This window comes from Rhodanobacter sp. GW835-FHT13D09, assembly GCF_058793995.1.
Map to the genome: position 1 here is coordinate 334,389 of NZ_JBXAGL010000002.1, position 13,416 is coordinate 347,804.

At 69.2% G+C, this 13,416-nt stretch carries 15 protein-coding genes and 1 riboswitch; of the genes, 13 read left to right on the plus strand and 2 right to left on the minus strand.

What is annotated here, in order from left to right:
• Positions 1-161: 161 nt before the first annotated feature.
• Together AC1Q5A_RS04315 and AC1Q5A_RS04320 are read left to right on the plus strand one after the other, a co-directional pair.
• A complete protein-coding gene (locus AC1Q5A_RS04315) occupies positions 162-593 on the plus strand; it encodes a hypothetical protein (RefSeq protein ID WP_492698656.1) in 432 nt (143 codons plus the stop codon).
• A gap of 105 nt (positions 594-698) precedes the next feature.
• Complete coding sequence (locus tag AC1Q5A_RS04320) at positions 699-932, plus strand: hypothetical protein (protein WP_492698658.1); 234 nt, start codon at positions 699-701, stop codon at positions 930-932.
• 24 nt (positions 933-956) lie between these two features.
• On the opposite strand, the gene pyrF is transcribed toward AC1Q5A_RS04320, so the two are convergent.
• Positions 957-1,775 (minus strand): orotidine-5'-phosphate decarboxylase, encoded by an 819-nt coding sequence (gene pyrF, locus AC1Q5A_RS04325; protein ID WP_492698660.1) that lies wholly within the window; start codon positions 1,773-1,775, stop codon positions 957-959.
• A 133-nt stretch (positions 1,776-1,908) separates the two neighbouring features.
• Entirely contained in the window at positions 1,909-3,576 is a 1,668-nt protein-coding gene (gene ettA / locus AC1Q5A_RS04330) for an energy-dependent translational throttle protein EttA (protein ID WP_492698665.1), read from the minus strand.
• A gap of 190 nt (positions 3,577-3,766) precedes the next feature.
• Here ettA and glyA point away from each other — a divergent pair, with 190 nt between their 5' ends.
• The 11 genes from glyA to AC1Q5A_RS04385 all read left to right on the plus strand — a co-directional run bounded on the left by glyA (position 3,767) and on the right by AC1Q5A_RS04385 (position 13,395).
• Positions 3,767-5,035 carry a serine hydroxymethyltransferase gene (gene glyA / locus AC1Q5A_RS04335; protein WP_492698667.1) on the plus strand — a complete coding sequence of 423 codons (1,269 nt, stop codon included), beginning with the start codon at positions 3,767-3,769 and terminating at the stop codon, positions 5,033-5,035.
• Positions 5,036-5,108: 73 nt separating this feature from the next.
• Positions 5,109-5,621 (plus strand): transcriptional regulator NrdR, encoded by a 513-nt coding sequence (gene nrdR / locus AC1Q5A_RS04340; RefSeq protein WP_492698668.1) that lies wholly within the window; start codon positions 5,109-5,111, stop codon positions 5,619-5,621.
• Positions 5,622-5,802: 181 nt separating this feature from the next.
• Positions 5,803-6,864, plus strand: a complete 1,062-nt coding sequence (gene ribD, locus AC1Q5A_RS04345) for a bifunctional diaminohydroxyphosphoribosylaminopyrimidine deaminase/5-amino-6-(5-phosphoribosylamino)uracil reductase RibD (RefSeq protein WP_492698670.1) — start codon at positions 5,803-5,805, stop codon at positions 6,862-6,864.
• A 109-nt stretch (positions 6,865-6,973) separates the two neighbouring features.
• A riboswitch (FMN riboswitch) is annotated at positions 6,974-7,156 on the plus strand.
• A gap of 128 nt (positions 7,157-7,284) precedes the next feature.
• The gene (locus AC1Q5A_RS04350; RefSeq protein ID WP_492698672.1) at positions 7,285-7,926 is read left to right on the plus strand and encodes a riboflavin synthase; all 642 of its coding nucleotides are present in this window, start codon (positions 7,285-7,287) and stop codon (positions 7,924-7,926) included.
• Positions 7,927-8,070: 144 nt separating this feature from the next.
• Positions 8,071-9,162, plus strand: a complete 1,092-nt coding sequence (gene ribBA, locus AC1Q5A_RS04355; RefSeq protein ID WP_492698674.1) for a bifunctional 3,4-dihydroxy-2-butanone-4-phosphate synthase/GTP cyclohydrolase II — start codon at positions 8,071-8,073, stop codon at positions 9,160-9,162.
• 159 nt (positions 9,163-9,321) lie between these two features.
• Positions 9,322-10,266: a muramoyltetrapeptide carboxypeptidase gene (gene ldcA, locus AC1Q5A_RS04360; RefSeq protein ID WP_492698676.1), complete on the plus strand. Its 945-nt coding sequence runs from the start codon at positions 9,322-9,324 to the stop codon at positions 10,264-10,266.
• Between the two features lie 186 nt (positions 10,267-10,452).
• On the plus strand, positions 10,453-10,914 hold the full coding sequence (ribH, locus tag AC1Q5A_RS04365) for a 6,7-dimethyl-8-ribityllumazine synthase (RefSeq protein ID WP_492698678.1): 462 nt from the start codon (positions 10,453-10,455) through the stop codon (positions 10,912-10,914).
• Entirely contained in the window at positions 10,914-11,360 is a 447-nt protein-coding gene (gene nusB / locus AC1Q5A_RS04370; protein WP_492698680.1) for a transcription antitermination factor NusB, read from the plus strand. The genes ribH and nusB overlap by 1 nt, the downstream gene beginning before the upstream one ends.
• On the plus strand, positions 11,360-11,902 hold the full coding sequence (locus AC1Q5A_RS04375; protein WP_492698682.1) for a GNAT family N-acetyltransferase: 543 nt from the start codon (positions 11,360-11,362) through the stop codon (positions 11,900-11,902). The genes nusB and AC1Q5A_RS04375 overlap by 1 nt, the downstream gene beginning before the upstream one ends.
• Before the next feature lie 21 nt (positions 11,903-11,923).
• Positions 11,924-12,892, plus strand: coding sequence for a thiamine-phosphate kinase (gene thiL, locus AC1Q5A_RS04380; protein WP_492698684.1), 969 nt, complete (start codon positions 11,924-11,926; stop codon positions 12,890-12,892).
• Positions 12,889-13,395, plus strand: a complete 507-nt coding sequence (locus AC1Q5A_RS04385; protein WP_492698687.1) for a phosphatidylglycerophosphatase A family protein — start codon at positions 12,889-12,891, stop codon at positions 13,393-13,395. The genes thiL and AC1Q5A_RS04385 overlap by 4 nt, the downstream gene beginning before the upstream one ends.
• Positions 13,396-13,416: the final 21 nt, after the last annotated feature.

Genomic DNA, 13,416 nt, shown 5'->3' on the forward strand with positions numbered 1-13,416 from the left:
CCGGCTCAAGCGCCGGCCGGTGCTGCCGATACCTTGTCCATGCTGCCACGCGAAGTTCGTCTTCATGTCGATCCCGGTGGGTCCGGACGCGGCGCCTGCCATGGCGCGGTGTGCGTCCGCGCCGGCCGCCCCTGGCCGCAGGCGCGCGACGAGGAATCGCCATGGACATGACCCGCGGCAAGCCGTCCCCGTGGGGCGCCGTGGGCAACAGCGTCGACTGGACCGACCCCAGCCTGCAATCGCTGCTCACCAAGACGGAAGGGTGGAGCCTGGACAACCGCGGCGTGTTCACGCCGGTGGCCTGCGAGCTGCACGTCGGCTGGGGCGCCGGCGCGGGCAGGCTGGCAAGCCTGGTGTTCGAGCGCGACGGGGTGATGGTGGTCGAGACGGCCTTCATCATCCCCAATGGCGAACAGGTCCGCATCGACCGCGTGCAGGCGGGCGTGTTGCGCTCGGCCTGGGGCATCGTGATGGACGGGCGCGACGGGCATCGTGCGGAAACCGCGCCCACGGCATTCGCGTGTACTGGGTGCGCGTGCGCTGACACGGCGCTTGGGCGTTACGATGCATGGCGGCGATCGCCATGGGCCTAGTCGGCGACGCGAGTCCGACAACCGTCGAACTCCTCGTGGCGTAAGCTGCGGAAGGGCGGATGTCCGCCCGGGAGAAGTTCGGTGAAGAAAGAAGATGAAACACACATGCAGATCGTCGCGGCGGACATCAGCTCGGAGTCGCTCACCGGCATGGTGATCTTCCGGCCGCATTGCGTGTCCCGTGCGGGCCGCAAGCTGGACGAAGCCGGCAAGGGCGGCAACTGGTATGCCTTGCGTCCGGCCGAGGTGCGCAGCTTTGCGCGTGCGTTGCTGGATGCGGCCGATGCGCTGGACCTGAAGACGAAGGCGTTGCAGGTGGCGAAGATGGCGACGGGTTGATCGTGGCGCCGGCGCGCGACTCGCTCAGCCGCGCCGGCAGCGATTGATGGTGTCGCGCAGTTCGCTGGTGGCGGCACGCGCGGCCGCCGCGAAATCCTCGCCGCGGCCGGCATAGAGGATCGCGCGGGACGAACTGATCAGCAGGCCGTTGCCGTCCGCCGTGCAACCGTGCCGGAGCACCGCCTCCACGTCGCCGCCCTGGGCGCCGATGCCGGGCACCAGCAGCGGCATCTCGCCGACCACCGCGCGCACCTTGCCCAGTTCCTCCGGCCAGGTGGCGCCGGTGACCAGGGCGCAGTTGTCGTTGGCGTTCCAGTCGCGGGCCACGGTCTCGGCCACGCGCAGGTACAGCGGCAGCCCGCCGCAATCGAGCGCCTGGAAATCCGCGCCGCCGGGGTTGGAGGTACGGCAGAGCAGGATCACGCCCTTGTCGGCGCGGTCGAGGAACGGCTGGATCGAGTCGCGGCCGAGGTAGGGGTTCAGCGTCACCGCATCGGCGCGGTAGCGCTCGAATGCCTCGGTGGCGTAGTGCTGCGCGGTGGAGCCGATGTCGCCGCGCTTGGCGTCGAGGATCACCGGCACGCCGGGATGTTTCGCATGGATGTGCGCGATCAGCCGCTCCAGCGCGTCCTCGGCGCGCAGCGCGGCGAAGTGCGCGATCTGCGGCTTGAACGCACAGACCAGGTCGGCGGTGGCGTCGACGATGTCACGGCAGAACTCGAACACGGCGTCCGGCGCATCACGCAGATGTGCGGGGAACTTCGCCGGCTCCGGGTCGAGGCCGACGCAGACCAGCGAGTCGTGGTCTTTCCAAACTTGCTGCAGGGACTGCATGAAGTGCATCGGAATCTCCGTGCTTTTGCTCCTCCCCCTGCGCGCAGGGGGAGGTCGGGAGGGGGTGAAGCTTTTGATCTTGCGTGACGAAGAGCGACCCCACCCCAACCCTCCCCTGCGCTGCAGGGGAGGGAGCAGGGCGTCACGCCAGCTTCTTGTACTTCACCCGGTGCGGCCGCGCACCTTCATCGCCCAGGCGGCGCTTCTTGTCGGCCTCGTACTCGTTGTAGTTGCCGGGGAAGAACTCCACGTGCGAGTCGCCCTCGAACGCGATGATGTGGGTGGCGATGCGGTCGAGGAACCAGCGGTCATGCGAGATCACCATCGCGCAGCCGGGGAATTCCAGCAGGGCGTCTTCCAGCGCGCGCAGGGTCTCCACGTCGAGGTCGTTGGACGGCTCGTCGAGCAGCAGCACGTTGCCGCCCTGCAGCAGGGTCTTGGCCATGTGCAGGCGGCCGCGCTCGCCGCCGGAGAGGCTGCCGACGATCTTCTGCTGGTCGGTGCCCTTGAAGTTGAAGCGGCCGATGTAGGCGCGCGACTGGATCTCGAAGGTACCGATGGTGAGGATGTCCGAGCCGCCGGAGACTTCCTGCCACACGTTGTTCTTCGGGTCGAGCGCGTCGCGCGACTGGTCGACATAGGCCAGCTTGGTGGTGTGGCCCAGCTTCACCTCGCCCGAGTCCGGCGTCTCCTTGCCCATGATCATCTTCATCAGGGTGGACTTGCCGGCGCCGTTCGGGCCGATCACGCCGATGATCGCGCCCGGCGGCACCTTGAACGACAGGTCCTCGATCAGCACGCGGTCGCCGAACGACTTGGTGACGTTCTTGAATTCGATCACTTCCTGGCCCAGGCGCTCGCCCGGCGGGATGAAGATCTCGTTGGTCTCGTTGCGGCGCTGGTAGTCGACCGAGTTCAGTTCCTCGAAGCGGGCCAGGCGGGCCTTGCCCTTGGACTGGCGGCCCTTGGCGGCCGAACGCACCCACTCCAGCTCCTTCGCGATCGCCTTCTGGCGCGACTTCTCCTGGTTCGCTTCCTGCTTCAGGCGGGCGTCCTTCTGCTCCAGCCACTCGGTGTAGTTGCCCTTCCACGGAATGCCGCGGCCGCGGTCGAGCTCGAGGATCCACTCGGCGGCGTTGTCGAGGAAGTAGCGGTCATGGGTGACCGCCACCACGGTGCCGGGGTAGTCGTGCAGGAACTGCTCCAGCCAGTCCACCGACTCGGCGTCCAGGTGGTTGGTCGGTTCGTCCAGCAGCAGCATGTCCGGCTTGGACAGCAGCAGGCGGCACAGCGCCACGCGGCGCTTCTCGCCGCCGGACAACGGGCCCACCTTGGCCTCCCACGCCGGCAGGCGCAGCGCGTCGGCGGCCACTTCCAGCTGGCGCTCCAGCGCGTGCGCGTCGTTCGCGGCCAGCAGGTTTTCCAGCTGTTCCTGTTCCTTGGCCAGCTTGTCGAAATCCGCGCCGTCCTCGGCGTAGGCGGCATAGACCTCTTCCAGCCGCTTCTGCGCATCGAGGACCACGGACACGCCTTCTTCCACCACCTCGCGCACGGTCTTCTCCGGATTCAGGTCCGGCTCCTGCGCCAGGTAGCCGATCTTGGTGCCCGGCTGCGCGCGCGCCTCGCCCTGGAAGTCGGTATCCACGCCGGCCATGATCTTCAGCACGGTGGACTTGCCCGCGCCGTTGACGCCGAGCAGGCCGATCTTGGCGCCGGGGAAGAAGCTGAGCGAGATGTCCTTGATGATCTGCCGCTTCGGCGGGACGATCTTGCTGACCCCGTTCATGGTGTAGATGTACTGCGAACTCATGCAACCTCCGAAAGCGGGCACCGTGCTGCCGGCAAGGCGGCCACGGCAAAGGGAATTCGTCAAACCGTGCATTATAGCGGTTTGCGGCCCGCTACCGGGGCCGACTGGTGGCCCGGCCGGACGGTGGTCGCAACCGTGCGGCAGCGCTACACTTTCCGGCTAAACCCGCTCCCCACCTGCCGAGGCCAGAATGTTTCCGAAGAACTGCACGATCGCCGGTTATGACGACGAACTGGCCAAGGCCATCGCGGACGAGGGCCGGCGCCAGGAAGACCACGTCGAGCTGATCGCCTCGGAAAACTACGCCAGCCCGCGGGTGATGGAAGCGCAGGGTTCCAAGCTCACCAACAAGTACGCCGAGGGCTACCCCGGCAAGCGCTACTACGGCGGCTGCGAGTACGTGGACATCGCCGAGAAGCTGGCGATCGAGCGGCTCAAGCAGCTGTTCGACTGCGACTACGCCAACGTGCAGCCGCACTCGGGCTCGCAGGCGAACCAGGCGGTGTATTTCGCGCTGCTTTCGCCCGGCGACACCATCCTCGGCATGTCGCTGGCGCACGGCGGCCACCTCACCCACGGCGCCAAGGTGAACCTGTCGGGCAAGATCCTCCATGCCGTGCAGTACGGCGTGAACGATCAGGGTCTGGTCGATTACGACGAGGTCGAGCGCCTCGCCGTGGAACACCAGCCGAAGATGATCGTGGCCGGCTTCAGCGCCTACTCGCAGGTGATGGACTGGGCACGCTTCCGCGCCATCGCCGACAAGGTGGGCGCGTACCTGTTCGTGGACATGGCGCACGTCGCCGGCCTGGTCGCCGCCGGCGTGTACCCCAGCCCGCTGCCGCATGCGCACGTGGTCACCTCGACCACCCACAAGACCCTGCGCGGCCCGCGCGGCGGCATCATCGTGGCGAGTCATGCTGGAATGGGGCCGGCCGGCGAGGAGATCGAGAAGAAGCTGCAGTCGATCGTGTTCCCCGGCATCCAGGGCGGCCCGCTGATGCACGTGATCGCGGCCAAGGCGGTGGCCTTCAAGGAAGCGCTGGAGCCGGCCTTCAAGGAATACCAGGCGCAGGTGGTGAAGAACGCCAAGGCGATGGCGCAGACCATCATCGCGCGCGGCTACAAGATCGTCTCCGGCGGCACCGAAAACCACCTGATGCTGGTCGACATGATCGGCAAGCCGATCACCGGCAAGGACGCCGAGGCCGCGCTGGGCAAGGCGCACATCACGGTGAACAAGAACGCCGTGCCGAACGACCCGCAGAAGCCGTTCGTCACCTCCGGCCTGCGCGTGGGCACCCCCGCCGTCACCACCCGCGGCTACAAGGAGGCCGACTGCATCGAACTGGCCAACTGGATCTGCGACGTGCTGGACGCGCCGAACGACGCGGCGGTGATCGCCCGCGTGCGCGAGGCGGTGACGGCACAGTGCCGGAAGTTCCCGGTGTACGGTTGAGAGCGAACGGCGGGTGAAGAGGAGCGAGAGGAAGCCGTCCCGTCTCTCGCTTCTCTACTCTCACTTCTGACCTATGCATTGCCCCTTCTGCCAGCACGAAGACACCCGCGTGATCGACTCGCGGCTGACCGAGGACGGCAGCAGCGTGCGTCGTCGGCGCGAGTGCGAGCAGTGCGGCGAGCGCTTCAACACGTTCGAGACGGCCGAGCTGAAGCTGCCGGCGATCGTGAAGAGCGGCGAGCGGCGCGAGGCATTCGACGAACGCAAGCTGCGGGTGAGTTTCGAGCGGGCGCTGCAGAAGCGCCCGGTGGCCAGCGACGCGGTGGACGCCGCGGTGCGGGCGATCATCAACGACCTGCGCCGCAGCAGCGAGCGTGAGGTGCCGTCGCGCCAGGTCGGCGAGCTGGTGATGCGCGAGCTGAAGAACCTCGACCAGGTCGCCTACGTGCGCTTCGCCTCGGTCTACCGCAAGTTCGAAGACGTGCATGCGTTCCGCGAGGAGATCGAGAAGCTCGAGCGCGACCTGCCTGGGCTGTCCGATCTGCAGCTGCCCCTGCTCGGCGGCGGCAAGCGGGAAGGCAAATGACGTGATACCCGCAGGGGGCTTTGGCTTCCTTGCAGGAGCGCACCCTGTCCGCAAGGGACTTCCTTCGGTCGTGCGCGAAAAATGTCGCCGTATCGCAAGCTTTTCGCGCACCGGGGTGCGCTCCCATCAAACAAGGCGCGGCATCGTGACCGACTCTTTTTCAGCGGCTGATCACACCCACATGGCGCATGCCCTGCGCCTGGCCGAACGCGGCCTGTACACCACCCAGCCCAACCCGCGCGTGGGTTGCGTGATCGCGCGCGGCGACGAGGTGGTCGGCACCGGCTTTCATCAACGCGCCGGCGAGCCGCATGCCGAGGTGTACGCACTGCGCGAAGCTGGCGGACGGGCGCGCGGCGCCACCGCCTACGTGACACTGGAGCCGTGCGCGCACCACGGCCGCACGCCGCCGTGCGCCGATGCGCTGGTGGCTGCCGGCGTCGGGCGGGTGGTGATTGCGGCCGAGGACCCGTTCCCGCAGGTCAACGGCCACGGCATCGGCAAGCTGCGCGCCGCCGGCATCGTGGTCGAGCCGTGCCTGATGCGCGAAGCCGCGCGCGAGCTGAACTGCGGCTTCTTCAGCCGGATCGAGCGTGGGCGTCCGTTCGTGCGGGTGAAGCTGGCGATGAGCCTGGACGGGCGCACCGCGCTGGCCAGCGGCGAATCGAAATGGATCACCGGCGCGGCCGCGCGTGCCGACGTGCAGCGCTGGCGCGCACGCAGCTCGGCGATCCTCACCGGCAGCGGCACCGTGCTGGCCGACGATCCGCGGCTCACCGTGCGCTTGCCCGACGACGCGGAGTTCATGCCGCCGCTGCGCGTCGTGCTGGACCGCCGGTTGCGTACGCCGGCCGGCAGCCATGTGCTGGACGGTTCGGCGCCAACCCTGCTGCTGCACGGGGCGCCGGCTTCCTGCAAGGACGACCGCTTCGCGCGGGTCAAGCGGGTGGCGCTGGCCACGCCGGGCGACGCGCTCGACCTGCGCGAAGCGCTGGTCCTGCTGGCCGGGCGCGGCTGCAACGAGGTTCAGGTGGAGGCCGGCCCGACCCTGTGCGGCGAGCTGTTCGCCGCCGGTCTGGTCGACGAGCTGCTGCTCTACGTCGCCCCGCTGCTGCTGGGCGACGGCGCGCGCCCGTTGCTGCAGCTGCCCACACTTGACGAGATGGCGCGGCGCTGGCAGTTGCGGGTGGTCGACCAGCGCATGCTCGGTGCCGACTGGCGGCTGCAGTTGCGCCCGGCGTGACCCGTCCGGGTGTGCGCACCGGCGAACGCTGCATTCGCCACGGCGGCACGCGAGCCGGCGTGGCGGCGGTGCTAGACTTCGCCAGCCGGCGATGTCGGCAGACATTACATAGCGTCTTCAGGGCGGGGCGAAATTCCCCACCGGCGGTAGGCCCCGGTTTTTACGGTTTGGGGGCGAGCCCGCGAGCGCTCACGGCAACCGCCGTGAGGTCAGCAGATCCGGTCCAATGCCGGAGCCGACGGTTGGCAGCGGGCGACTGCTTCCTCACAGTCCGGATAAAGAGAAGACGGCAAGGCGGGCGCCTCACGGCGCGTGCCCGGCCTCATGCCTTGAGGCGTACTCGCTCACAACATGCGGGATACGTTTCATGAAAGCCATCGCATCCATGCGGTCCATCGCCCTCCCGCCGGAGCTGCGCTGATGTTCACCGGCATCATCCAGTCCGTGGGCCGCGTGGCGCGGCTCGAACCGCGCGGCGGCGACGTGCGGCTGCATGTCGATACGGCCGGCCTCGACCTCGCCGACGTGCAGCTGGGCGACTCGATCGCCGTCTCCGGCGTGTGCCTCACCGCGATCACGCTGGAGCCGCGCGGTTTCAGCGCGGACGTCTCCAACGAGACCTTGTCGCTGACTTCGCTGGGCCAGCTGAAGGCCGGCGACCCGGTGAATCTGGAAAAGGCGCTGCGCCTGGCCGATCGCCTTGGCGGGCACATGGTCTCCGGCCACGTCGACGGCCTCGGCAAGGTGGTTTCGATCGCGCCCGATGGCCGCTCGCAGCGCTGGACGTTCGAAGTGCCGGCGGCGCTGTCGCGCTACATCGCGGCGAAAGGCTCGGTCTGCATCGACGGCACCAGCCTCACCGTCAACGAGGTCGCCGGGTCGCGATTCGGCGTCAACCTGATTCCGCACACCGTCGAGCACACCGCGTTCCACGCGCGCCGCGTGGGTGACGCGGTGAACATCGAGGTGGACGTGGTGGCGCGCTACATCGAACGGCTGCTGTCCGGTGGCGGAACGCCCAAGCTGGACGAGGCCTTCCTCAAGCAGCACGGCTTCGCCTGATCTGAAGCCCCTCTCCCGCCGGGAGAGGGGTTGGGGTGAGGGTCCGTGCGAAGCCACGATACCTCGCTTCGCCCGTACCCTCATCCGCCCCTTCGGGGCACCTTCTCCCAAGGGGAGAAGGGAACCATCACACGGATACACGCCATGGCCTTCAACACCATCCCCGAAATCCTCGAAGACATCCGCGCCGGCCGCATGGTCGTGTTCCTCGACGACGAGGACCGCGAGAACGAAGGCGACCTGATCATGGCCGCGCAGATGGTGCGGCCGGAGGACGTGAACTTCATGGTGCGCGAGGCGCGCGGCCTGCTCTGCCTCACGCTCACCGAGCAGCGCACGCGGCAGCTCGGCCTGCGCCCGATGGTCAGCGACAACACCTCGGTCTACCACACCAACTTCACCGTCTCGATCGAGGCGGCCGAGGGCGTCACCACCGGTATCTCGGCGCACGACCGCGCGCGCACGATCCAGGTGGCGGTGAAGTCCGATGCGAAGCCGCAGGACCTGTCGCAGCCCGGCCACATCTTCCCGCTCACCGCACAGCCGGGCGGCGTGCTGACCCGCGCCGGGCACACCGAGGCGGGCTGCGACCTGGCTGCGCTGGCCGGGCTGGAGCCGTCGGCGGTGCTGATCGAGATCCTGCACGAGGACGGCTCGATGGCGCGCCGGCCGGAACTGGAGGTCTTTGCGCAGAAGCACGGCCTGAAGATCGGCAGCATCGCCGACCTGATCCGCTACCGCCTGGAAACCGAGAAGACCGTACAGCGCGTGCACGAGGAAGACGTGGACACCGAGTTCGGCCCGTTCCGGCTGGTGGCTTACCGTGACGCGATCCGCCGCGGCCTGCACTACGCGCTGGTGCGCGGCAGGGTCAACGACGGCACGCCGGTGCTGACCCGCGTGCACGTGCGCAACACCTTGTCCGACGTGCTGCACCTGAAGCGCGACGATCTCGGCCTCACCGTCACCTCGGCCTTGCGCCGCATCGCCGACGAGGATCGCGGCGTGCTGCTGGTGCTGTCCGGCGAGGACACTCCGGAGGCGCTGCTGGCCCGGCTCAACCGCCAGCCCGGTACCCAGGCGCCGGAAGAGGCGCAGCAGCAGGAGTGGCGCCAGCTCGGCCTCGGCGCGCAGATCCTGGCCGACCTCGGCGTGCGCCGCCTGCGCGTACTCGGCACGCCGCGCAAGATGGTCGGCCTGGGTGGCTTCGGGCTGGAAGTGGTCGAATACGTGTGAAACCACTCCCGCTGCGTAGGGCGGGCACTGCCCGCCAGCCTTTGCATTTGTCACGTGCTTGATGACACAGAGCGGCGGGCGGTGCCCGCCCTACGCCGCGGCTCCGATTCACCATGGCGCCGCCCTGCAGCCATCGCTTCGGCACCGTATGATCGACTCATGTCCGGAACCCGCATCCGCCTGATCGCCCCGTCCGGTTACCCGCACGACCGCGCCGCGATGGCGCGCGGCGTGGCACGGTTGCGCGGGGCTGGTTGCGCATTGAGCGGCCTGGAGGTGCTCGAGCGCAGCGAGCAGCGCTACGCCGGCAGCGACGCGCAGCGGGCCGGCGACCTCAATGCGCTGGCCACGCTGGACGAACTGCCGGACATCGCGCTGGCGATCCGCGGCGGCTACGGCGCCACGCGTCTGCTGGCGCAACTGCATTACGACGCCTTGCGCGAGCGGCTGGGCGGCGGCAACGCCGTGCTGGTCGGCCACAGCGATTTCACCGCCCTGCAGCTGGCGCTGCATGCGAAGAGCGGCCTGTGCACGTTCAGCGGTCCGATGCTGGGCGCCGACTTCGGCGCCGAAACGCTCAGCGAATTCACCTGGCGGCACTTCTGGGATACCGTGTGCTCCCCCTCGGCGCAGGTCGAGTGGACCACCGCGCCCGACGCCGAACTCGACGTCGAGGGGCCGCTGTGGGGCGGCAATCTGGCCGTGCTGTGCAGCCTGGTCGGCACGCCGTATTTCCCGGGCATCGATGGCCGCGGGATCGACGGCGGCATCCTGTTCGTCGAGGACGTCGGCGAGCCGCCGTTCCGGATCGAGCGGATGTTGTACCAGCTGCACCTGTCCGGTGTGCTGGGGCGCCAGCGCGCGCTGCTGCTGGGCCATTTCAGCCAGTGCCGGCCCAGCAGCTACGACAACGGCTACGACCTGGCCGACAGCTTCGCGCAGATCCGCCGGGCGAGTGGCCTGCCGGTGCTCGGCGGCCTGCCGGTCGGCCACGAGCCGGACAAGTGCACCCTGCCGTTCGGTGCGCCGGCGCGGCTGCGCGTTTCGGGCGGCAAAGCACGACTCGATTTCGGCGGCTATCCGCATTTGCCGCCCGGCGTTTGAGCGCGCTCCTCCCCCTGCGTGCAGGGGGAGGTTGGGAGGGGGTAAAGCTCTTCCTGAAGATCAAGAGCGACCCCACCCCAGCCCTCCCCTGCAGGCAGGGGAGGGAGCCTGCGCGAGCAGGCGGGCGGGCAAACCCGTAAAATGCCCGCTCTGCATGGGCCGCGCATCCACCCAAGGAAATCCGCAATGAAGACCATCGAAGGCGATTTCGCCACCCCGAAAGGCCGTTTCGCCATCGTCGCCGGCCGTTTCAACGGCTTCGTCGTGGAACCCCTGGTGGCCGGCGCGCGCGATGCGCTGGTGCGCCACGGCGTGAAGGACGACGCGATCGAGCTGGTCCGCGTGCCGGGCGCGTGGGAGATCGCGCTGGCCGCGCACAAGCTGGCGAACTCCGGCAAGTACGCCGCAGTGATCGCGCTGGGCGCGGTGATCCGCGGCGCCACCCCGCATTTCGACTTCGTCGCCGGCGAATGCGCCAAGGGCCTGGCCCAGGCCGCCTACAGCTCCGGCGTGCCGGTGGCGTTCGGCGTGCTGACCACCGACAGCATCGAGCAGGCGATCGAGCGTGCGGGTACCAAGGCCGGCAACAAGGGCGCCGATGCCGCGGTCGCCGCGCTGGAAATGGCCAACCTGTACGGAAAGCTGTGATGCACATACGTCCGGAAGGCATCGACATGCAGGCGCGCTCGCGCGCCCGTCGCCGCGCCTTGCAGGCGTTGTATGCGTGGCAGCTGTCCGGCAGCCACATGAATGCGGTGATCGAGCAGTTCCGCCACGAGCAGGACATGGAAGTGGCCGACCTCGACTACTTCGAAGACCTGCTGCACGGCGTGGAGAAAAACGTCGACGCACTGGACGCCAGCCTGCGCCCGCACCTCGATCGCGAGGTGGCGCAGATCGACCCGATCGAACGCGCCGCACTGCGGCTGGCCGCCTACGAGCTGAAGTTCCGCCCCGACGTGCCGTATCGCGTGGTGATCAACGAGGCGATCGAGGTCACCAAGCGCTTCGGCGCCGATCATGGCCACAGCTACGTCAACGGCGTGCTGGACAAGCTGGCCGGCGAATTGCGCGCGGTGGAGAAGCGCGGCTGATGCCGGGCGCCGCGGGGTCGCCGGGCGGGCAGGTGCCGGAAATCGAGACCGCGCGGTTGCGCCTGCGCGCGCACCAGGCCGGCGATCACGCCAGCTGCACGGCGATCTGGTCGGATCCCGCGGTCACCCGCCACATCGGTGGGCGCCCGTTCACCGCCGAGGAAGTGTGGAAGCGGTTGCTGCAGTATCGCGGGTTGTGGAGCCTGCTCGGCTACGGCTACTGGGCCATCGAGGAGAAAGCCAGCGGCCGCCATGTCGGCGACGTCGGTTTCGCCGACTTCGCGCGCGAACTGCAACCCTCGTTGCGCGGCATGCTGGAGTGCGGCTGGGTGCTGGCGCCGCACGCGCACGGCAAGGGCTATGCGAGCGAGGCGGTGGCGGCGATCGCGGCCTGGGCCGACGGGCAGTTTCCCGAACGGCGCGTGGTATGCATCATCGCGCCGGAGAACCAGGCGTCGATCCGCGTCGCGGAAAAAGCCGGTTTCCGCCTGTGGCAGCCGTCGACCTATCACGACAGTCCCACCCTCGTGTTCAGCCGCTGACCTTGCATGGGGGTTTCCCCGATGGAATTCGACCTGATCGAACTGATCCGCCGGCACGCCGCCCAAGCGCGGGATGACGTGCGCGTCGGCATCGGCGACGACGCCGCCGTGCTGGCGGTACCGGCCGGGCAGGAGCTCGCGGTGGCGATCGACACCCTGGTCGAGGGCGTGCACTTTCCGCGCGGCACCGCGCCGGCCGACATCGGCTGGAAGGCGCTGGCGGTGAATTTGTCCGACCTCGCCGCGATGGGCGCCAGCCCGGCCTGGGCGTTGCTGGCGCTGACCATGCCCAGCGCGGACACGGCCTTCGTCGAGGGTTTTGCCGAAGGTTTCGCCCGGCTGGCGCAACCGCAGCGTTTGGCCCTGGTCGGCGGCGACACCACCCGCGGGCCGTTGACGATCAGCGTGGCCGTGCACGGCTTCGTGCCGCTGGGACAGGCGCTCACCCGCGCCGGCGCGCGTGCCGGCGACGCGGTGCTGGTCACCGGCACGCTGGGCGACGCGGCCGCCGGCCTGCATGCCGTGCAGCATCCACCGCGCGACGAGGACAACCGCGCCGGGCTGCGCGCGTTCCTGAGCGAGCGGCTGAACCGCCCGACGCCGCGGCTGGCGGCTGGCGCCGCGCTGCGGGGGCAGGCCACGGCGTGCATCGACATCTCCGACGGACTGCTCGCCGACCTCGGCCACATCTGCACGGCGAGCGGCGTCGGCGCGGAGATCGAGGCCGCCTGGCTGCCGCGCTCGTCGGCGCTGCTGGAGCTGTACGACGAAACCACCGCGCTGCACTTCGCCCTGAGCGGCGGCGACGACTACGAATTGTGCTTCACCGCGCCGGCCGCCCGCGTCGCCGAACTGCAGGCCGGCCTGGCCCGGCTCGGCTGCGGCGCCACGAAGATCGGCCGCATCGTTGAAGGCAAAGGCGTGCGCGTGCGTGCCGCGGACGGCTCATGGCTGGCCACGGACCGGCCGGGCTGGGAGCACTTCGCGTGAGCGCGAAGAAGACCCTCAGCGCAGAGCAGCGGCGCGCCCTGCTGGCCACCCCGGCCGGCTGGCTGGCCTGCGGCTTCGGCTCGGGCCTGGCGCCGGTGGCGCAGGGCACGTTCGGCTCGCTGGCCGCACTGCTGCCATGGCTGCTGCTGCGCGAGCTGCCGTTGTCGATCTATCTGGTCGTGCTGCTGGCCGGTTTTGGCGTGGGCGTGTGGGCCTGCAACGTGGCCGGCCGTGCGCTTGGCGTCGACGACCACCGCAGCCTGGTGTGGGACGAATTCATCGGCCAGTGGATCGCGCTGTTGCCGCTGCTGGTGCTGCCCGCACCGCGGTGGGCGATCGCATGCGGCTTCGTGCTGTTTCGCCTGTTCGACGTGTGGAAGCCGTGGCCGATCCGCTGGCTCGATCGGCGCGTGAAAGGCGGCATGGGCGTGATGATCGACGACGTGGTCGCCGGCGCGTTCGCCGCCATCGTGCTGGCGCTGGGGCTGCGCACGCTGTTGTAGGGCGGGCACCGCCCGCCGGCT